This is a genomic window from Pseudoalteromonas sp. 11L1, from assembly GCF_055397545.1.
In genome coordinates, this window is record NZ_AP041141.1 from 1,594,134 (window position 1) to 1,613,709 (window position 19,576).

Genomic DNA, 19,576 nt, shown 5'->3' on the forward strand with positions numbered 1-19,576 from the left:
AGCAGGCTACTTTATGAAATTAATTTTACTCATACTAGCAGCTTTTTTAACTACTGATTTATACGCACAAGTTACACCGCTTGAGCAATTGGATTTTGGTAAAATTGTTATCAGTGATAACCAAAGTGTTAGCTCTATGACCTTGTTGCCCAGTAACACAAATACTTTAACCAATAAGATATATTTACTTGAAAAAGGCCATGCAGCCGAATTGTTGCTTGAAGGATATCCTGCACGTATCCAGGTAAACGTGAGTGACTTTGTAAGTGATCAGCCCCTAAACAATATTTTTGGTGGCGCGCCACTGATTTTAAATCAACTCATTTATAATGCGACCATTACAACCGATACCACAGGAACTGCTTTATTGAGAGTAGGAGGGCAATTAAGTACCTCAGGTGACGGAAATACTTATAAAGATGGTATCTTTGATACTACAATTGAAGTGACGCTAAATTATTAGACAACTAGAGATGTTGATAAAATGACAATAATAAAAACTTTTTTTATCTTAGTAAGCTTTATCTTAACTAGCTTCCATTCTTATGCAAACTTACTTATTTCCCCAACAAGAGTAAATTTTGATGAGCGTCAGCGTGTTGCTAAAGTCATTGTTGTTAATAACTCTAATGAAGCAAAAACTTATAGATTGGAGTGGCAAGACAAAGTTGCACTAGCTGGCGGAGGGTATGCTAATTTAGCGGCTGATCAAGAAAGTTCAGCTTCACTTAAAAATATGGTTAGGATTAGCCCATCGCAAGTTAGATTAGCGCCAGGAGAAAGGCAGATTGTTAAGCTTGCTATTCGAAAGCCAAAAGGTTTACTAGAACAGGAATACCGATCTCACCTAGCATTTAAAGCACTCCCTAATGAAACTCAAATCCAGCAACAAAGACTTGGTATTAATTTGAAATTACTATTAAGTTACACTATTCCTGTTATTCTGCGTAAAGGCGCTGAAAAACCAAATGTTAATATTAGCAATTTACAGCTTATACACAGCCCAGAAAAAAAAGCGCTTGAGATTGAAATTAAGCGAGAAGGGGGCTTTAGCTCTTTTGGCAAGTTAGAAGTTTTCTTTAAGCAAAAAGGAACGGATACAGAGAAAAAGATCGCCATGTTAAACGATTTTAGTATTTACCCTGAGCTAAAAACAACAACGGCGACGATACCAATTTTTGTAGATCAAAACATCCCGAAAGATGGCGAAATTCGGGTAATTTATACAGGGCTTAAAGAATATCGCGATACTATTTTTAGTGAAAAGTTTGCGCCAATTAATAATGCAATTATCGGTAATTTGAAATAGGCGATGTATTACTTTAAGCGTTTAAAGTGGTTGTTGATCATTTTTTTATCAATTGACCCCTTATTAGCAGCAGAGCCTGACACTCAGGCCATTCTTGCTAGCATAAAAAAAATAGATAAAAAATGGCAGCAATACAACACTGATCAAGCTGTAAATGAAAGAACAGAGCCTGAGCTTAATGTACAGCAAGGTGAGGGCATCCCCGAAGGGGAGTTATTATTTTTTTCATCGTTCGTGAAAAAAAATTACCTGGGTGAAATGCTCGGGGTGAAAAGTAAAACCGGTGTATTAATAGATTTATTAAGTTTTTCAGAAAGCCTGGATTTTGCTATAGATATAAATAGCGATGACCTTATTGCTCAAGGCTGGTTTATTCGTGAAGATAATCAGTTTTATCTAGACCTAAATACAAATACAGTACAAATTAACGGCGCTAGATATTCATTTAACAGCCAACAAGCTTATGCTGATAACGGCGATATGTTTGTTGATAGTAACTTGCTAGCGCAGTGGTTTTCGTTAGATATTGATATTGAATATTCAGCACTTGAGCTAAATGTAAGCTCCCCTACCAAATTGCCTATAGAATTAAAACGCGAAAGAGAGCAGCGAGAAACTGTAACTAATAGAGAGTCACGTCAAGCAATATTACCTTGGAAGGCCAGTCCATACAGTGCAATTTCATCTCCTCTTGCTGATGTGCAGCTTAGTGCAACCAAGAGTAATACGGATTCAGCGATAGGGTACTCTGTATTAGGGTCAAATGACTTAGCCTATTTTAATGCTCAGTATTTTTTTGCAGGGCGAAAACAAGATTTACTATCAGATTCAAGATTATCATTTAGCCGTCAAAGTAAAGACGCACGGTTATTAGGTCCCTTAAATGCGACAACTGTTCAATTTGGAGATGTATTAGCAACTCAAATCGGTAAACAATTTAATAGTAGTTACGCCAGAGGAATAAAAGTTGATAACAAACCACTTTTTAAACAGGTTAATAGTAATCAAATTAATTTAACGGGTGCTATTCAACCAGGGTGGGATGTTGAGTTATACCGTAATGATGTACTGCTAGCGCAGCAGTTTAGTTTAGCTGATGGGCGTTATTTATTTGAAGATATTGATTTATTGTTTGGCGCTAATAATTTTGAGCTGATTTTTTATGGTCCACAAGGGCAAGTAGAGCGAAAAACAGAGCAATACTTTATAGATGGTAATAGTTTGTCAGCAGATGAATCGTTTTATGAGTTGTCAATTACTGAGCAAGGTGAGCAGTTATTCAACCAGTCACTTTATTCGACACAAGGCAAAGGTTGGCAGCTAGCAGGCCGTTATGAAACGGGGCTAACTGATTATTTATCGGTTTATGCTGGTACATCAATATTAAATAGTAATTCGAGTGATAATGTTAACAATTATGCTTTTGGTTCAAACCTAAGTATATTTGATAAAGTATTACTTAATCTAGATTATGAAAAAAATAATAACGATGAAGATAAGCTAGAGGTAGCTGCTAGAGGTGAGTTAATTGGTCAATCGGTACGGTTAAGCCTGTCTCAAAACAATGAAAAGATAATTGGTGATTCGCAGACAGCGAAAGTTGAAAGTTATCAATTATATACGGCAGGAAAGTTGTTTGATAAATCGTTTGGAAGCTTAAGCTATCAAAATACGCTCGCATATAACAGCAGAGAATTTAGCGACTCATATTTAAGTGTTGATAATACCTTATCGTATAATTTAGGTGGGACCGTTGTTAGTAACAACTTAATTTGGCGAAAATTTGATTCTTTAGATGATGCAACAACACTTGGCAGCATGCGTCTTCAACATCGATTTGGTAAAACATACACTCGTTTTAGTGTTGACTATAGCGCAGACTCCGGTTCGACTATACTGGGTTACCAAGCAGAATTAAGCCGTAGTTTATCTCAGAATTTACAATCTGAATTCACACTAAGAAACTCCCGTATAAATGATTTAGTTTCTATGGAACTGGGTTTAAATTGGCAAAGCGATAGTTTTAGCTTAAATAGCACAATGAGTTACGACGATGATGATAATTGGCGGCTAGGTTTATTTAGTCGCTTTAGTATTGGTTTTGATGCGAACACTGACGAGTACTTTTTAAGTAAAAGAAGCCTCGCAAACTCTGGCACTTTAATGGTTAGAGTCTTTCTTGATTCAAATAATAACAATATTCAAGATGATGGAGAAAAGGGAATTGAGGGCGTTAAGGTAAAAGGAGTTCAAAACTATCGCCGAGCTGTAACCAACGAAAATGGTTTAGCAATACTTAAAGGTATGCCAGCAAATAGAACCACCGACATAGTGATAGAGCCAGGTAGTATTAGTGAGCCTTTTTTAGTTGCCGCCAATGATGGCTTTTCTATTACACCGCGTGCCGGCTTTGTTGAATATATGGAAGTGCCGCTTAATAACAGTAGTGAATTAGAGGGAACTGTTTACAAACAAGATGAGCAAGGCAGCACTGAAGTACAGCCTTTTGCCACCGTAAAATTACTCGACAAACAAGGCAAGCAAGTGGCACAAACGCAGGCTGCTTATGATGGTTATTATTTGTTTACCGATTTACGCCCTGGCGAATATAAAGCGGTTATAGATGATGAATTTAAGCAACGTAAGTCTTTAAAAGATACGCAACAGGTGGTGGTTAAGTTACCAGCGCAAGGTGAAGTAGTAATGGGCGTTGACTTTGAGCTTAAAGAAAAAACACAAACTCCAGCGTATATTGCTAATGCGGGTGGGTTTTCATCATTGCCAATTATGAAAGCGTATTATCAATTAATTAAACGTCATTTAAATGAGCAATCAAAGCGTGATGCTTTTTATATTAAAGACGAAAAACAAAAACGGTATATTTTAGCCGTCGCTTATGCCGAGTCTGCGCAAGGGGAGCTTGAACAAGTATGTGCAGAATTAAAAGTAAAAGGCTTGAACTGCCAAGTCCAAGCGCAACTTATTAGCCACTAATAACAATAAGGTTTAACCATGCAATATGCTAATTTATATAAACGCTACTCAATACTAATTGCCTGTATTGCTGCTCTTTTTATATCAGGATGCAGTACCACCAAAACTGCAGAATCTCCTCAGCCAATGCAAGCGAGTGCCAATCTTTCTGAGGCAGAGTTGGCGCAGCTAAAAGCATCGTCTCAGCAGTGGCAAGCAGCCAAAGCAGGTGTTGAACGTTTATTAGTGATTGAACAAGACTTAAAGTTATTAATAAGCCAATTAAATGCAGTGGCAAAACAAAGCCCTGCATCAACAAATACGCCTCCAGTATCAACAGCTAAAGCTTCGGCTGAAACGGTAGCACCAACAAAAGTTGCAAAAAAAGCTAAAGTAGCAACGAATACAACTAATGAAAAACAAGCCGTTAAAGCCTTATTTGCCTTGCAAGTTGCAGCCGTTACCGACAAAGAGCGACTTAGCCAAAGTTTAAATCAAATAAAAGCCAGCGCATCTTCGTTATTTCAGGGCGAATTCGTGGCGAATGTAGAAACTATTAACGTGAGTGGCATGACTTACTACCGTTTAAAGCTTGGGGCTTATCAAAATCAAGCGAATGCGGCTGCCGATTGCGATAAACTTAAACAGCGCCAAATCAACTGCATTGTGAGTCATTACACCCAACAGCCATTAAAATAAATATGCATCTAGGGTATTAGGCATAATAATTGCTTTGTAACTATTATGTTTTTAGAGGATGGCAACTATGCGCCTTTTGTTACCCTTACTATTATTAAATTTGGCGGGCTGTAGCTTAACCCCCCAGCCAAAGCCGAGTATAAGCACTGATGCGCCTAAAGCGGTCATGGCACCTTATACGCTTAACCAGTACGTAAATAGCTTGAGTGCCCAGCTTAGCCATATCAAAGAGCCTTTTAAAAGCACCGCTTCAATCGCGGTCAGCAGCTTTTATTTAGCCAATGCTTTGGATTCACAAATTGCCCAAGGCCAGGGGACAGGGCTTAGTCAGCAAGTTCAAGAAAGCTTAATAACCCAATTTACTCAGTTAGGGTACAACACGGTTGAATATCGGCTTGAAAACCAGCTTAACTTATCAGCGAGCGCTGATTCAGTGTTAAGCCGCAGCACCAGTAACTTAAAGCAGCGTCAGATTATTGACTTTGTGATCACCGGCACTTTAACCCGTCAAGAACATGCTTATATTGTTAATGCTCGCATGGTAAATATGCAAACTAATCAGATTGTATCTGCCGCAAGCACTGAAATTCCCATCAATGTGATGTGGAGTAATGAAAAAATACAGCAGCGCGGTGACTATATTTACCGCAGTGAATATTAATTAGGAGCACACATGAAACGCCTACTATTAACTTTATGTTTGCCACTGGGCTTTGGTTGTTCACAAATGACAGACCATAGTGACACGCAAATTACCGACGATGCGCCTATGTTTTTTGAGCAACGCCCTGTAGCTGCACCAACAAATACAGATTCGCTTTATCAAAATAAAGCCGCAGTGATGAATAAAAACAAACAAGTAAATACGCCAACCCGTAAAAATATTAATCACTATGTGCGTGGCATCATGCAAGACATGGCTGAAAACTTACAGTACGTAAATACTAAAACGCCATTGGCAGTATCAAGCTTTGTTTTTTTAGACCGTGACTACAACAATGCTGACTTAGTAGGTAACCAAATAGCAGAGAGCTTTATGCACGAACTGCATAATTTTGGTGTGCCGGTCATTGATTTTAAAACCACCGATTATATGCGTGTAACCCCTGGTGGCGATTTTGTTTTTAGCCGCGACTACTTAGAGCTTAACCAAGAACAAAACTTTAGTTACGTATTAGCAGGCACGCTAGTAAATCACCAAGGCGGCATATTAGTAAATGCACGAATTGTTGGTTTAGCGAGTAAAGCGGTTGTAGGCTCTGCACAGGGCTTTATTCCGCAATCAGTTATTGATGCGCTAAATAGCAGTAACAGTGCTGATGGCATTATGCTTAAACAAGCGAGTAAGTGAGGTTTACCATGGTTAACTTAGTTAAGCGCTCTGCTTTAATTGGTATAAGTGCATTATCACTATTACTTTCAGGCTGTAATTTAATGGGCGAGTCGACCGCGACCGAGCCCGCCAAATCTGAGCCAGAGCAAACAGTGGTAAGCAATCTTGATTTTAACCAGATCATGGCGCAAATGCAGCAAAATGACGAGCAAGAACAATACGCCGATACAACGCAGTTTAACCCAAACAAGCACCATAAAAGCTTAGTTAACTACGTAGAGCAAATGGCACTTGATTTAACCGACACCATGCAAGTAGCCCCGCAAGATGCAGCGATTGCAGTCACGTCGTTCGTTGATTTAGACGCAAGTTTAACTACAGCAAGCCAGTTAGGTAATCAGTTATCAGAAACCTTTATACACCAGCTACAAAAGTTTGGTTATAGCGCGGTTGATTTTAAAACAGCCAATTTAATTACCGTTAATGAACAAGGCGACTTTGCATTCACCCGCAACACTCGCAAGCTTGCAGGTACGAATATAGCCAGCCATGTTTTATCGGGTACATTAATTTACCGTGCAGATGGGGTTGTTATTAACGCTCGCGTAATAAATATTGAAAATAAGCGCCTTGCCGCCAGCAGTCGAACATTTATACCGCTTTACGTATTAAATAAAGAAGATATATATTTATCAAGCAATTAACTTAATTTGATACTTGATATAAAAAACCAGATGCCGTTATAATTTCCAAACACTTAGTACTTAGCACCCAACGTGGCCTCTTAGTTAAATGGATATAACGGCCCCCTCCTAAGGGGCAGTTGCAGGTTCGATTCCTGCAGGGGCTACCAATAAAATCAATGGGTTATGCCTTTTCTTTGTTTCTATATCAACTCTATGTAGTATATTTGTAGCAATGCCAGCTTTGTGCCATTTTCGGATAAAAAGTGAATTTGAAAGCCTGTTGGGTGGCGCCTTCGGCTTAACCAACCTACATTTTGACGTAGGTCGGAGAAGTGGCGGAGCTAAGCCACAACATCCGACAAAAATGTATTACTATGTACGTTGTACGAGTTTTGCTTCCAGATTAGCGGTATACTCATTTACTTTTGCAAGCTCATGCTCTAACTGGGTCTTTATAGAAGTAATTGATTCATTGTTTGAGATATGATTAGTTCCGTCATTACAACCATTTAGCTTCAATTGTGTAACCTGAGCAGAAGTGCCGTAAGAACTAATTAATGCAGTTAAAGCGCTAATTTCAGTCTGTTGCTCTTGTTCTATTGCTGATTTATTTAATTCAATTTTAAGTTTTTCAATTTCTTCCTTTTGGATGCTTACCGAATAAATAAGCCAGATGACGGCAAACAGTGCAATCACAACACCAGCAGTACCGCTCAAATAACTGCCAAATGCTCCCCAGTCATTGGAATTTTTGGATAATGAACCATTAAAAACGCTCACATATGAAAATATGGCGACGACTAACGTTGTTACTACCACTAATAAAGACAAAAGAGGTTTCCAAAATTTTTTAATCCACATATAAGATTCCAATTATTATATAACAGCTTTATCTGAGGACACTTTTCCTATTTTAGCGTGAAAACATCCTTATTTTATGAACTTATATTAATAGCAAATGGTATAAGTTACTACCAACTATAAATATTATACTACTGCCGCTTATTTAAAGATGTGAAAAAGGGGAGAATATCCTTTTATTATTACTAAGACAATTACGACTCACCTGAATGACTGGTTCACAGCTCAACGAAGCCCTCCATTTAATTTTTCATAATAAAAAAGCGAGCTATCAATTAGCCCGCTTTATATAATAATTTGCCGAACCCCGAACCCCGAACCCCGAACCCCGAACCCCGAACCCCGAACCCCGAACCCCGAACCCCGAACCCCGAACCCCGAACCCTGAGGCTATAACTCAGCCATCACTGGTAATCGTAGCAATCAGCTCGCTCAGTACCTGCTCAGCTTTGCCTGTTTCTACTTGGCAAGTACCAGCATTTAGATGGCCGCCGCCACCGTATTTAAGGCATAACTCGCCAACATTAGTATTGGAGCTGCGGTTGGTGATTGATTTACCAATGGCGTACACCACGTTTTGCTTTTTAAGCCCCCACATTTTATGTATTGAGATATTACATTCGGGGAACATGGCGTAAATAACGAAGCGGTTAGTAGCGTAAATGGTTTCTTCTTCGGTTAAATTGAGTACCACTAAGTTGTCGTGTACTGATGAGCAGCGGTCTATTTGCTCTTTAGCTTGTGCGTTGTGCTCGTGGTATAACGCAACACGCTCGGCAACATCTTCCATTGCTAGTATTTGTTCTATGCTGTGATCTTTACAGGCGTCAATTAACTTCATCATTAACTGGTAATTAGAAATTTTGAATTCACGAAAACGGCCAAGTCCTGTGCGCGCATCCATAATAAAGTTCATCAGTACCCAGTCTGTTGGGTTTAAAATTTCGTCTTTTGTAAATTGTGCCGAATCCCCTTTATCAACCGCTTCCATCATGTCAGTTGAAATATTAGGGAATTTCTCTGCGCCACCATAATAGTCATAAACAACGCGTGCTGCAGAGGGCGCATCTGGGTCAATAATATGGTTTTTTATATCGCTTTCGTTACGAACGGTTTCACTTAAGTGATGATCAAATGCAATATGACAACCGGCAACATAGGGGAGGTTAGTGGTAATGTCGTTGCTGGTAATGGCTATTTTGCCATCTTGCATGTCTTTTGGGTGCACAAATAAAATATCGTCGATTAAATCTAAATCTTTAAGTAATACGGCACACGCTAGGCCGTCAAAATCGCTTCGAGTGACAAGTCTATATTTATTATTGCTCATTTTCGGTCCATTTTTGTTTATTTATTAATCTGAGTGTAGCAGTTTAAACTCCATTTTATATACCTGTTTTTAACATAAAAAAAGCCAAAACAAGAGTTTTGGCTTTGAGTAGCAAGTGTGTATTAGTGGTATGTTATGCGCCTGGGCCACATTCCATACAATGGTTAAGAATGTCTGGGCCAAATTTTAATTTAGCGTTTAAATCTCGCAGTGCAGTGCGTAGGCCTTCTTCAATAACAGGGTGATAAAAAGGCATATCTAACATTTGCGGTACAGTCATTTTGTTTTGTACAGCCCATGCTAATAAATGAGCAATGTGCTCTGCTTGTGGGCCTATAAATTCAGCACCTAAAAATAAGCCGGTACCGTGCTCGGCATACACACGCATGTGGCCTTTGTTTTTTAGCATAACGCGGCTGCGGCCTTGGTTTTCAAAGCTGACTTCGCCTATTTCAAAGCAGTCACAGCTGCCTAATCGTTGGCTAATTTCTTTAAAGCTTTCACCAACCATGGCTATTTGTGGGTCGCTAAACACAGCGGCAATTTTAGCGCGGCGTAAACCCGCACGTACATGAGGGTAGCTGCCTGCGTTTTGCCCGGCGATTGTTCCTTGATCGGATGCTTCGTGAAGCAAAGGGATCATGTTACTAGCATCGCCAGCAATAAATATGTGGGAGTTGCCACATTGCATAGTGTGGGCATCAGCGAGTGGTACGCCACGTTCATCAAGCTCTATGCCGGTGTTTTCTAACCCTAGTTTATCGGTGTTTGGTACTCGCCCAGTTGCAGCCAGTACATAGTCAAACTGCTCAGTATGTTTAACACCTTGTTTGTCGGTATAGGTTAGCTCTGCTTTATTACCTACTTGTTTCATATCTGAAACGTTTGAGTCGGTATCAACATAAAATTCTTCTGCGAATACGGTATTAGCGTAATCTTTAACTACTGGGTCGGTTAATGGGCCTATGGCACCACCTACACCAAAGAGTTTTACCTTTACCCCTAATCTATGCAACGCTTGGCCAATTTCAAGGCCTATAACGCCTGGGCCAAATACGGCTACTGATTCTGGTAAATCATCCCAGTCGAATACATCGTCATTAATAATCAGTCGATCGCCAAAGTTATTAAATACGCCAGGGTAAGATGGGCGTGAACCTGTTGCTATTACAAAGCGTTTAGCAGTGATAATGGTGTGCTCATCTATTTGCACGCGGTTGGCGTCTAAAAACTGTGCATAGCCACGAATTTTATCTTCGCTAGGTATTTCATCTACGGCTTCTACTACGAATCCTGCAAAGCGATCGCGCTCACTTTTAACTCGTGCCATGACGGCTTTACCGTCAATAACCGGTTTTGAGCTGTGAACTCCAAAGGCAGGTGCCATTTCTATTGAGTGCGCGGCTTCTGCTGCAGCAATCAATAATTTACTTGGCATGCAACCAACACGTGCGCAGGTTGTACCGTATGGGCCTGATTCAATCATAAGTACGTTTTGAGTAAACTGTTTAGCATTACGGTAGGCACTTAAACCAGCGGTACCTGCACCTATAACAACAACGTCGGTTTGCAATTCTTTCATAGTGTTTTTCCTTTAATAAACAAGGGCGTTGCAGCCCCTGTTTTATTTACTTAATTAAGCAAAGTATTTTTCTAAATCGTCTGAGCCACCAATGTGCTTACCACCAATAAATACTTGTGGTACGGTTTCACGGCCCGATACCGCTTTAAGGCTGGTAAGTGATGCGCCAGCACCCATTACGATTTCTTCAAAAGCAAAGCCTTTAGCTGTAAGTAGCTCTTTTGCTTTTTTACAGAAAGGACAGCCAGGCTTAGTAAATAGAGTAACCGCTTCTGGTTTTACTTGAGTTGGGTTGATGTAATCAAGCATAGTGTCAGCGTCAGATACTTCAAACGGGTCGCCTGGTAAATCTGGCTCGATGAACATCTTCTCTACTACGCCATCTTTAACCAGCATAGAGTATCTCCAGCTGCGCTTACCAAAACCTAAATCGTTTTTATCAACTAGCATACCCATGCCGTCAGTAAATTCGCCGTTACCATCTGGTAGTAAGGTAATGTTTTGCGCTTCTTGATGTTCAGCCCATGCGTTCATTACAAAGGTATCGTTTACTGATACACAAACAATGTCGTCAACGCCATTTTGTTTAAGTACACCAGCTAACTCGTTGTAGCGTGGTAGGTGAGTTGATGAACACGTTGGTGTAAATGCACCAGGTAGTGAAAACACAACGACCGTTTTGCCTTTAAAAATGTCATCAGTAGTTACTGATTTCCATTCGTCGTTTTGACGCGTTGCAAATGTAACGTTAGGGATTGTTTGACCTTCAATATTGTTTAACATGTTTTTAGTTCCTCTTGATTTGTTGATAGCCATTATGGCGAACAATTAAATATAGTTCCAATCGTTTGTTTGTATTAAACTGATAGGCATAAGCTATCAGGTTGAGTGTGAATATGAACTTAAAAGATTTAGAATATGTAAAAGCCGTTGCGCATTTTAAACATTTTCGTAAAGCAGCCGACGCTTGCTTTGTAAGCCAGCCCACCTTGAGTGGGCAAATTAAAAAGCTAGAACAAGAATTAGGGGTTATCTTATTTGACCGTTCAACTAAGCACGTTACCTTAACAACCCAAGGTGAACGTTTGTTGACACAAATCACTCTTATATTAGAGCAAACTCAAATATTAAAAGAACTGGCTGCTACTTCTAACCAACCTTTACAGGGTAAACTAAGTATTGGCATTATTCCTACTATTGCCCCGTATTTACTACCTACACTGCTTACATCAATGAAAGCGGCATTTACTCAAAGTCAGTTTTCGTTTATTGAAATGCAAACTTCTACCATTTTAGCTGCGCTAGACAGTGGCGAGGTGGATTTTGCAATTTTAGCGGATGTGCCTGAGCTAAAAAATTACCATACTATTAATGTATATAAAGAAGACTTTTTAGTTGCGGTATCTGCTGATAACGCTTTAGCTGTAAATAAAAAGGTAGCACTGCAAGACCTTCAAGGTAGTAACCTATTAATGTTAAGTGATGGCCATTGCTTTAAAGATCAAGCTCAGCAGTTTTGTTTTTCGGCAGGAGTGGATGTTTCTAGCCAGTATCAAGGTAATAGCTTAGAAACCTTATTAGCGCTGGTGGCGATGGACGATGGGGTTACGTTTGTGCCAAAACTTGCTGCAATCCCCCGAGAGGGAATTCATTATTTGCCTATTTTTCCTAATCAGCAACGTAATATTGTATTGGCCTGTCGAAAGCACTACCCGCATTTATCTGGGGTTGAGCAGTTAGCAGATTGGTTAAGCGCTCACGATAATTTAAAAGTTAAGCTAACCCAAGTACTTTAGGGCGTTGCAACTTCCACAATATCGTTAATTTGTACGCCCGGTAAAGGCTGATCATTAATACTGACGGCAATGGCACTGTGCTGATATAGCTGCTCTACACGAATACGGTTCAAAGTGGTTATAGTATGCGGCATGGTGTTGCCTTGCGCATCGGTTAAATAATTATGATGAGCAATACTCAGCTGTTGGCCTTTTTCTAAGCCATGTGCCTTTCCTAAATTAATAACGAGTTTATTATTTTCCATGTGCATAATTTTGCCTTGGGTGGGTAGGCACGCCATGGCTGCTTGCAAATCGTAACTTAGGGTTTGGTTTATCTCACTAATACTTTGACCAAAAGGTGACTGCCAAAAACGATTACTGTTTACATCAATAATAGTTGTTTTTTCAAATGGCCAGATAGCTTGGCTTTGATAGCTTTGTTGCCACAAGGGTTCATAAGTAGTGCCATTAAATAAACTAAACTCTATTTGATAGTGACGCTGATAGCTTTCATCTTGCCAAAATGCATAGTCGCTATTGAGTTTATCGCTGGTGGATAAACTGGTAATTTGGCTTAACAACACATATTGCGCGTTACTGCGCGATGAAATTTCCTCTAACTGGCTATTAGAGTAGTCATGTTGTTGATTAAAGTAGGTATCGACTTTTATCGCTTTATTGAAATAGGCAACAGGGACAGCACTCATTTTTGATTTTTGCAGTGCCGTGTAGATGTTTTTGCTTACGGCTTTATTAATGTCAAATATTTGACCCATTCTAGCGTGTTCGCGATTAGTTAATTGGCTTTGCGTCACGGCTATAAATTTATTGAAGTTGCTTTGCGGGCATTGTTCGGTTTGTGCAAAAATATCTAGGCGTAAGGTAATCGCAAATTCATCACTGCTGCGGTTTTCGCTAACGAGTTCTATTTTTTGGATTTCGCCTTGGCTACTTATTTTTAGTTGGTCTTGAGTTAATACGCCATCTACAAGGGTTTGCACTGAACTTACACGAGCCCCAGAAAATACTAAGGCTTGGGTTATCGCATCTTTTATTGCAGCGGCCTTTGCACCGGGAATGTCGCTATTTTGAATAACCGCATGGCCTGTAGACTCATACCACTGAGCGTGGGTAAAAGGTGAAAACGTTAATACAGCAGTGGTGCTTAATCCTGCCAATACTGCTTTTAAAAACGACTTCATACTCTTACTCCAATTAAACGTTAGCGTTAATGAGTCTCAGCAAGTAATGTACCACTATTATTTGTCGTTACAGAATATAGGTATCACTGGCATTAAACGTGCATAACTGAGTTTAATTAGTTTTTAAAGGCCCTGTATGATGCGAGTAATGCCATTAATGATCACATTAGGCTGCTTAACTTTAAGCGGTTGTAGTAATATATTTGATAAACACGTTGAGTATAAATATGTTGAGCCAAATAATTACCCAGTATTAAAAGCGGTTGGCTATGCGCCCATTAGTTTGCAGTCGGGAAGTAGTGATACGCAAAAACAACTTATGGCGATTAAGGCTTCAAAGCTCGAGGCTTATCGCGAACTAACAGAGCAAGTATACGGGCAAAAAATTACCGCAGGCACAACCGTCGCAGGCTCTGTTGCCCAAGATGATTATTTACAAAGCAAAGTACAAGGTATTATTAAAGGCGCACAAATTATAAAAACATATGCCGTTAATGATATGTATGTAACCGAGCTTGAGCTTAATATGAAACGCGTTCACGACTTGTACATCGGTGAGATAAAACCACGGGAAGTGAAAAAAGTCACTTATTACTAAGCGACAAATTATTACCCATAAAAAACGCCTAAACGAATTATCGTTTAGGCGTTTTTTATGGGTATTTTTTTAGGCTTTTAGGTTACGCACAATGCTGTTATCGGTATTTACGACGCTACCAGCTTGGTCGTAGGTCATTGATGAAGGTGCACCAATTAAAATACCTTTTAGCTGCTTTACACTTAACTGTGCCTGATGAGCTGCATGAGCATTAACTTCATTTTGTTTTTGACATTGCTCAAGCTTAGTTCTGGTCAGCTTTATTAAGTCATTGTTTTCATCTGTTTGCTGATCATTACTGGCAATCAGGTTACTGAGTTCTTTATCTAGGGTGCTTATGCTGGTTAAAAAAGACATTTTCTGTTGGGCAATTTCTTTCAAACCTTCGCCTCTACGTGAGGCAATTGCATTAAGTTCTTGGGTAAGAAGCTCACTCAAGGTTGTTAAACAATTTATTTGTTCGTTTAGTTTAATCGTAATTAAACTATTGTGATCAGCCATAAACATTAAACTCGAAGTCTGCTAAATTTTTGGCAAGTTTCTCACTGTCTATTTGATACTTGCCTTCGGTAATGGCTTTTTTAAGTTCAGCAACTTTGTTACTGTCAAAACCAGAAGACTGCTCTGCTTTTTCTTGTAAAGATTTTAATTGCTTAGCTTGCGGTGTTAGGCTCACCGAATCGCTTGCAGCTTTAGGCGAAGGCGTTTGCGCAGCCTGCGTATTTGCATTATCTCTTTTTAAATCAACTTTTTGCTGTTGAGTGTTTGTTAAAACACCAGGCTGTTGATTTGATTTGTTAACTTGACCGACCATGATAAAAACCCATTTATTACCCAACTGATGCCTATATATCGGCATTTACTAAAGATACTTTAGCATAAATTACATTAAATATTTACCTGCACAGACTCTACACCATCTACCCGTGCATTTAAAACTTTACCTGTTTTTTTGTTTTCTACTCGTACTTGTTCACCTAAGGTTCCATCCTCTAATGCAACACCCGTTGTTTTTACTCTTAACCCTTTAATATTGGCAAAAATGTTGACAGAGTCGCCTTTGCAAACCATACAAATTTGATTGAGTAGTACTGGCATACCTTCACGAATATTACGTTTACTGCGGCTACCAATAAGTTGTGCAGGATCATCAAGATACTGAACGCGTATAAAGTGCGCAGGGCGCATATCAATACTTAAATGGGATGGAGTAATCACTTCACCTCGTGCTAAATTAGTCGTTGCAACTACAACGGGTGCTGATTCAGTAATTCTGACATGTACGTATTGTGCCCAGTTGTCACTATCGTTACATTTTATTTGAATGGTGACCTGACGATTAAATGGGGGCTCACTTGGCGTTACTAGCTCTGGCTCAGAGTTACAATGGCGATCAGGTATGCGGCTATCTAACGGTAATGCGCTAAACTGTATTTTGTTATCATTTGTAGTCACTGCTTTTTGTGCAACATAAGATACAGCCATTTCTTGAAGTGATTCTTTACTAAATACTTGAGCCTTTAGTGGCAAAGTGAAGCAGAGGCTAGCAAGAAAATAAAAAACACTGTATCTTCTGATTTTTTTTAACAAACTCATAATGTTTCGACTATGCTTATGGTTGCAAACAGGGTATAAATATTTTGCGTCAGAATTTAGACGCCCCCGTTGTGTTATGACGCTTTATTAATTGAAAGCAATTATCGTTCCTTATATTTGTTTTCTTAGGAGATTTAAATGGCCGGTATTTTAGACTCAGTAAACCAACGTACTCAGTTGGTTGGGCAAAACCGCTTAGAATTATTGTTATTTAAGCTTAACGGGCGTCAGCGCTTCGGCATAAATGTGTTTAAAGTAAGAGAGGTATTACAATGCCCGCCTCTTACTAGTATGCCAAAGGCTAATGCTTATATTCGAGGTGTTGCACATATCCGTGGCCAAACTATTTCGGTGATTGACTTATCTATGGCTGTAGGTGGCCGTCCTATAAAAAATATAGAAGAAGGTTTTATTATCATTGCTGAATATAACCGTTCAGTTCAAGGATTCTTAGTTGGTGGCGTTGAGCGGATTGTTAACATGAACTGGGAAAAAATACTGCCTCCGCCATCAGGTGCGGGGCGTTATTCTTATTTAACAGCCGTGACTGAAATTGAAAATGAGTTAGTTGAGATTCTCGATGTTGAGCAAATTTTAAACGAGATTTGTCCAGTAAATACAGAGGTTAGCGCAGATGTTGCGGCTCAGGCTCAAGGTAGTATGCAAAAAGATTTGGGTGAGCGTATAGTATTTATAGCCGATGATTCGGCCGTGGCACGAAATCAGGTTAAACGAGCGTTAGAGCCTTTAGGCGTAACTACTGAACTTGCTAAAAATGGTAAAGAAGCTTTAATAAGACTAAAAGAAATTGCAGAGCTTGATTGTGTTAACGATATTACAGAGCGAGTAGGGTTACTTATTTCAGATGTAGAAATGCCCGAAATGGATGGTTATACGCTCACTGCAGAAATTAAGGCAGATCCCAAACTTGCACCATTGCATGTGATTTTACATACTTCATTAAGTGGTGTTTTCAACCAAGCAATGATTGAAAAAGTAGGGGCTGACGATTTTATAGCGAAATTTAATCCAGACGAGCTTGCTACAGCCGTTAATAAGTGGGTTCATTGTGATTAATAAACATAGGTGTTATTGATTTGACTAATAAAGATTTGCAGCAAACAGAATACGATCAATTTCGCTTATTTTTAGAACAACAGTGCGGTATTGTTTTAGGTGAAAATAAGCAGTATTTGGTTAAAAGTCGCTTGGCGCCATTAATGTCCCGATTTAATGTTGAATCGTTATCTGAACTGGTTAGCAAAACACTTGGCGTACATGAGCGCCAATTGCGCGCTGCTGTTGTTGATGCCATGACAACCAATGAAACATTGTGGTTTAGAGATCAATATCCATTTGAGTTGCTCAAAACCAGATTATTCCCTGAGTTTAAAGCGCTAAATAGACCATTAAAAATATGGTCTGCTGCGAGCTCTTCAGGGCAAGAACCTTATTCAATTGCTATGTCGGTAGCTGAGTTTCAATCAAGTAGTCCTGGTGTTTTAAAAATGGGTGCACAAATAGTGGGTACTGACATCTCAAATACCATGCTGGATATGTGTAAAAACGCTGAATATGATGCATTGGCACTGGCTCGCGGGCTATCTGCTGATCGTCGTAAGAAATTTTTTAAAGACAGCGGCAATGGTATGGCACAAGTGGTTGACTCATTGAAAAAGCAAGTGAGCTTTAGGCATTTAAATTTGCTCGACTCGTACGCCTTGATGGGTAAGTTCGATATTATATTTTGCCGTAATGTTTTAATATATTTTTCACCTGAGGTGAAAGCCAAAATAATTGCACAATTTTCTCAAGCACTTAACCCTAAGGGGTATTTATTTTTAGGTGCGTCGGAATCTATGTCTGGTTTGAGTACCGAATTTGATATGGTACGTTGTAACCCCGGCATTATTTACCAAAAGAAATAACGAATATTAAGATATACCCCCTCCTAAAAACGGCGCTGTAGCGCCGTTTTTTGTTTTTATCATCACTACTTTCATTGCTGGCTTACTTATTGCTTTATTGATACTAAGTCAATTTTTTGGAGATAGTTATGGCTATCAGTTTTGATAAAGCATTAGGCGTGCATCCGCATGCGATGTTGATCCGTTCGCAAAGAGCAGAAATGCTCGCTACTAATATCGCAAATGCTGATACGCCCGGCTATAAAGCAAAAGATATCGACTTTGCCTCAGCATTAAAAACGGCAAAGTCTAACCAACTAAGCGGCAATACGATGGTAAGAACCAACGAAAAACACATTGCCGGTGGTACCCGTTTTGTAGGTGGAGATGAATTATTTCGTACGCCAAATCAAACAGATACAGGTGATGGTAACTCTGTTGATATACAAGTGGAACGGAACTTGTATACACAGAATGCTATGGAGTATCAGGCCAGTGTCCAGTTTCTTAATGGTAATTTTAAAGGCCTAAAAAAAGCCCTCGGTAGTCAAGGAGCCTAATTATGAGTTTATATAATGTGTTTGATATTGCAGGTTCGGGTATGAGCGCGCAAAACGTGCGATTAAATACCACCGCAAGTAATATCTCTAATGCCAATACAATTAGCTCTTCACAAAATGAAACGTACCGAGCGCGACAACCTGTATTTGCTGCGGAGCTAACAAAAGCGTCAGCGTCAGCAAGCAACCCACAGGGCTCTGCCGTTGGTGTGAAAGTGTTAGGAGTGGTTGAGAGTGATAAACCACTACAAATTGAATATAACCCAAACCACCCGAGTGCGGATGAAAATGGTTACATTTATAAACCCAACGTGAATGTTGTTGAGGAGATGGCAAATATGATTTCTGCATCTCGCTCTTATCAGACAAATGTTCAAGTTGCTGATGCAGCTAAGCAAATGTTAAGTAAAACACTGCTGTTAGGTCAGCGGTAACTGAGGGTAGCTCATGAGTAACGATATTAGTACTTCTTCATCCTACATGGACTCTTTACGTTGGCAAGATAAGCAAGTGCCACAAAAAGAAGACAGTGATGCGTTAACCCAAGAAGATTTTTTTTCGTTGTTAACACAGCAGTTGTCATATCAAGATCCCAGCAAACCTGCTGATAACGATCAGATGATTGCACAAATGACAAACTTTACCATGGCTGAAGGAATATCAAATTTGAACTCTAACTTTGATTCCTTAGCTGCGTCGATGACATCAAATTCGGCATTGCAAGCATCAACACTGGTTGGCAAACAAGCTTTGTTGGAGTCGGATACACTGGAGCTTAATGAGTCGGGTGAATCAAGAGGTTCTGTTGTAGCTGAAAAGCCAGTCGATAGTTTAATGATCCGCATTGAAGATGCATCCGGGCAGTTGGTTAAAACTATAGATTTAGGCACTCAGCCTGCAGGAGCCATCCGTTTTGCATGGGATGGTAAAAATGAAGCGGGTGAACGGCTACCACCTGGTGAATACAACATCAAAGCAGAGGGTAGTACAAATGGGGAATTTTCAAGCCTCCCATTAGCTACATTCAAAAATATTGAAAGTGTTAATATTAACGGCTCAAGCGGCATTATTATTAATACTAAAGAAGGTGCGGTTAGGCTGACTGATGTCGCAGAAATCGCGTAATAGATTTTATGTATTTTTTTAGCCATCAGGCTAAATA

22 protein-coding genes and 1 tRNA gene are annotated in these 19,576 nt (G+C 39.5%); 15 read left to right on the forward strand and 8 right to left on the reverse strand.

The genetic code is table 11. The features are described 5' to 3' along the window. Window positions 1-13 precede the first annotated feature (13 nt). The 8 genes from ACZ5WS_RS07325 to ACZ5WS_RS07360 all read left to right on the forward strand — a co-directional run bounded on the left by ACZ5WS_RS07325 (window position 14) and on the right by ACZ5WS_RS07360 (window position 7,167). Window positions 14-463 carry a DUF4402 domain-containing protein gene (locus ACZ5WS_RS07325; protein WP_178956439.1) on the forward strand — a complete coding sequence of 150 codons (450 nt, stop codon included), beginning with the start codon at window positions 14-16 and terminating at the stop codon, window positions 461-463. 21 nt (window positions 464-484) lie between these two features. After that, on the forward strand, window positions 485-1,309 hold the full coding sequence (locus ACZ5WS_RS07330; RefSeq protein ID WP_464711378.1) for a fimbrial biogenesis chaperone: 825 nt from the start codon (window positions 485-487) through the stop codon (window positions 1,307-1,309). A 33-nt stretch (window positions 1,310-1,342) separates the two neighbouring features. Next, a complete protein-coding gene (locus tag ACZ5WS_RS07335) occupies window positions 1,343-4,303 on the forward strand; it encodes a hypothetical protein (protein WP_464711380.1) in 2,961 nt (986 codons plus the stop codon). Between the two features lie 18 nt (window positions 4,304-4,321). Next, complete coding sequence (locus ACZ5WS_RS07340; protein ID WP_464711382.1) at window positions 4,322-4,981, forward strand: SPOR domain-containing protein; 660 nt, start codon at window positions 4,322-4,324, stop codon at window positions 4,979-4,981. Window positions 4,982-5,048: 67 nt separating this feature from the next. After that, window positions 5,049-5,642: a FlgO family outer membrane protein gene (locus ACZ5WS_RS07345; protein WP_193049042.1), complete on the forward strand. Its 594-nt coding sequence runs from the start codon at window positions 5,049-5,051 to the stop codon at window positions 5,640-5,642. Between the two features lie 12 nt (window positions 5,643-5,654). Next, entirely contained in the window at window positions 5,655-6,332 is a 678-nt protein-coding gene (locus ACZ5WS_RS07350; protein ID WP_198523557.1) for a FlgO family outer membrane protein, read from the forward strand. Between the two features lie 8 nt (window positions 6,333-6,340). After that, on the forward strand, window positions 6,341-7,018 hold the full coding sequence (locus tag ACZ5WS_RS07355) for a FlgO family outer membrane protein (protein WP_138608116.1): 678 nt from the start codon (window positions 6,341-6,343) through the stop codon (window positions 7,016-7,018). A 74-nt stretch (window positions 7,019-7,092) separates the two neighbouring features. After that, window positions 7,093-7,167: transfer RNA gene (locus ACZ5WS_RS07360), tRNA-Arg, on the forward strand. A gap of 205 nt (window positions 7,168-7,372) precedes the next feature. Here the strand turns inward: ACZ5WS_RS07360 and ACZ5WS_RS07365 are convergent. The 4 genes from ACZ5WS_RS07365 to ACZ5WS_RS07380 form a co-directional block, all read right to left on the reverse strand. Further along, window positions 7,373-7,861: a hypothetical protein gene (locus ACZ5WS_RS07365; RefSeq protein ID WP_464711385.1), complete on the reverse strand. Its 489-nt coding sequence runs from the start codon at window positions 7,859-7,861 to the stop codon at window positions 7,373-7,375. Between the two features lie 397 nt (window positions 7,862-8,258). Continuing rightward, window positions 8,259-9,191, reverse strand: coding sequence for an exopolyphosphatase (locus ACZ5WS_RS07370; RefSeq protein WP_464711387.1), 933 nt, complete (start codon window positions 9,189-9,191; stop codon window positions 8,259-8,261). Window positions 9,192-9,324: 133 nt separating this feature from the next. Beyond that, a complete protein-coding gene (locus ACZ5WS_RS07375) occupies window positions 9,325-10,773 on the reverse strand; it encodes a dihydrolipoyl dehydrogenase (protein ID WP_464711389.1) in 1,449 nt (482 codons plus the stop codon). 54 nt (window positions 10,774-10,827) lie between these two features. Continuing rightward, window positions 10,828-11,556 carry a glutathione peroxidase gene (locus ACZ5WS_RS07380; RefSeq protein ID WP_008466566.1) on the reverse strand — a complete coding sequence of 243 codons (729 nt, stop codon included), beginning with the start codon at window positions 11,554-11,556 and terminating at the stop codon, window positions 10,828-10,830. Window positions 11,557-11,669: 113 nt separating this feature from the next. Here ACZ5WS_RS07380 and ACZ5WS_RS07385 point away from each other — a divergent pair, with 113 nt between their 5' ends. Further along, a complete protein-coding gene (locus ACZ5WS_RS07385) occupies window positions 11,670-12,569 on the forward strand; it encodes a LysR substrate-binding domain-containing protein (protein ID WP_290169779.1) in 900 nt (299 codons plus the stop codon). Here ACZ5WS_RS07385 and ACZ5WS_RS07390 read toward each other — a convergent pair. Beyond that, complete coding sequence (locus tag ACZ5WS_RS07390) at window positions 12,566-13,753, reverse strand: flagellar assembly protein T N-terminal domain-containing protein (RefSeq protein WP_464711392.1); 1,188 nt, start codon at window positions 13,751-13,753, stop codon at window positions 12,566-12,568. The two genes, ACZ5WS_RS07385 and ACZ5WS_RS07390, sit on opposite strands and share 4 nt — an antisense overlap. A 139-nt stretch (window positions 13,754-13,892) precedes the next feature. Between ACZ5WS_RS07390 and ACZ5WS_RS07395 the strand changes: the two genes are divergently transcribed. Next, window positions 13,893-14,351, forward strand: a complete 459-nt coding sequence (locus ACZ5WS_RS07395) for an LPP20 family lipoprotein (protein ID WP_138605368.1) — start codon at window positions 13,893-13,895, stop codon at window positions 14,349-14,351. A gap of 69 nt (window positions 14,352-14,420) precedes the next feature. On the opposite strand, the gene flgN is transcribed toward ACZ5WS_RS07395, so the two are convergent. The 3 genes from flgN to flgA form a co-directional block, all read right to left on the reverse strand. Next, on the reverse strand, window positions 14,421-14,852 hold the full coding sequence (gene flgN, locus ACZ5WS_RS07400; protein ID WP_464711394.1) for a flagellar export chaperone FlgN: 432 nt from the start codon (window positions 14,850-14,852) through the stop codon (window positions 14,421-14,423). Beyond that, window positions 14,845-15,165 (reverse strand): flagellar biosynthesis anti-sigma factor FlgM, encoded by a 321-nt coding sequence (flgM, locus tag ACZ5WS_RS07405; protein WP_010387860.1) that lies wholly within the window; start codon window positions 15,163-15,165, stop codon window positions 14,845-14,847. Before flgM ends, flgN begins: the two co-directional genes overlap by 8 nt. Before the next feature lie 74 nt (window positions 15,166-15,239). After that, a complete protein-coding gene (gene flgA, locus ACZ5WS_RS07410) occupies window positions 15,240-15,947 on the reverse strand; it encodes a flagellar basal body P-ring formation chaperone FlgA (protein WP_198523551.1) in 708 nt (235 codons plus the stop codon). 138 nt (window positions 15,948-16,085) lie between these two features. Between flgA and ACZ5WS_RS07415 the strand changes: the two genes are divergently transcribed. The 5 genes from ACZ5WS_RS07415 to ACZ5WS_RS07435 all read left to right on the forward strand — a co-directional run bounded on the left by ACZ5WS_RS07415 (window position 16,086) and on the right by ACZ5WS_RS07435 (window position 19,539). Beyond that, window positions 16,086-17,024: a chemotaxis protein CheV gene (locus ACZ5WS_RS07415; protein WP_138605267.1), complete on the forward strand. Its 939-nt coding sequence runs from the start codon at window positions 16,086-16,088 to the stop codon at window positions 17,022-17,024. Window positions 17,025-17,044: 20 nt separating this feature from the next. Further along, window positions 17,045-17,875, forward strand: coding sequence for a CheR family methyltransferase (locus ACZ5WS_RS07420; protein WP_138605268.1), 831 nt, complete (start codon window positions 17,045-17,047; stop codon window positions 17,873-17,875). A 128-nt stretch (window positions 17,876-18,003) separates the two neighbouring features. Continuing rightward, a complete protein-coding gene (gene flgB / locus ACZ5WS_RS07425) occupies window positions 18,004-18,414 on the forward strand; it encodes a flagellar basal body rod protein FlgB (RefSeq protein WP_464711397.1) in 411 nt (136 codons plus the stop codon). 2 nt (window positions 18,415-18,416) lie between these two features. After that, window positions 18,417-18,848 (forward strand): flagellar basal body rod protein FlgC, encoded by a 432-nt coding sequence (flgC, locus tag ACZ5WS_RS07430; RefSeq protein ID WP_008113068.1) that lies wholly within the window; start codon window positions 18,417-18,419, stop codon window positions 18,846-18,848. A 13-nt stretch (window positions 18,849-18,861) separates the two neighbouring features. Further along, a complete protein-coding gene (locus ACZ5WS_RS07435; protein WP_178956429.1) occupies window positions 18,862-19,539 on the forward strand; it encodes a flagellar hook assembly protein FlgD in 678 nt (225 codons plus the stop codon). Window positions 19,540-19,576: the final 37 nt, after the last annotated feature.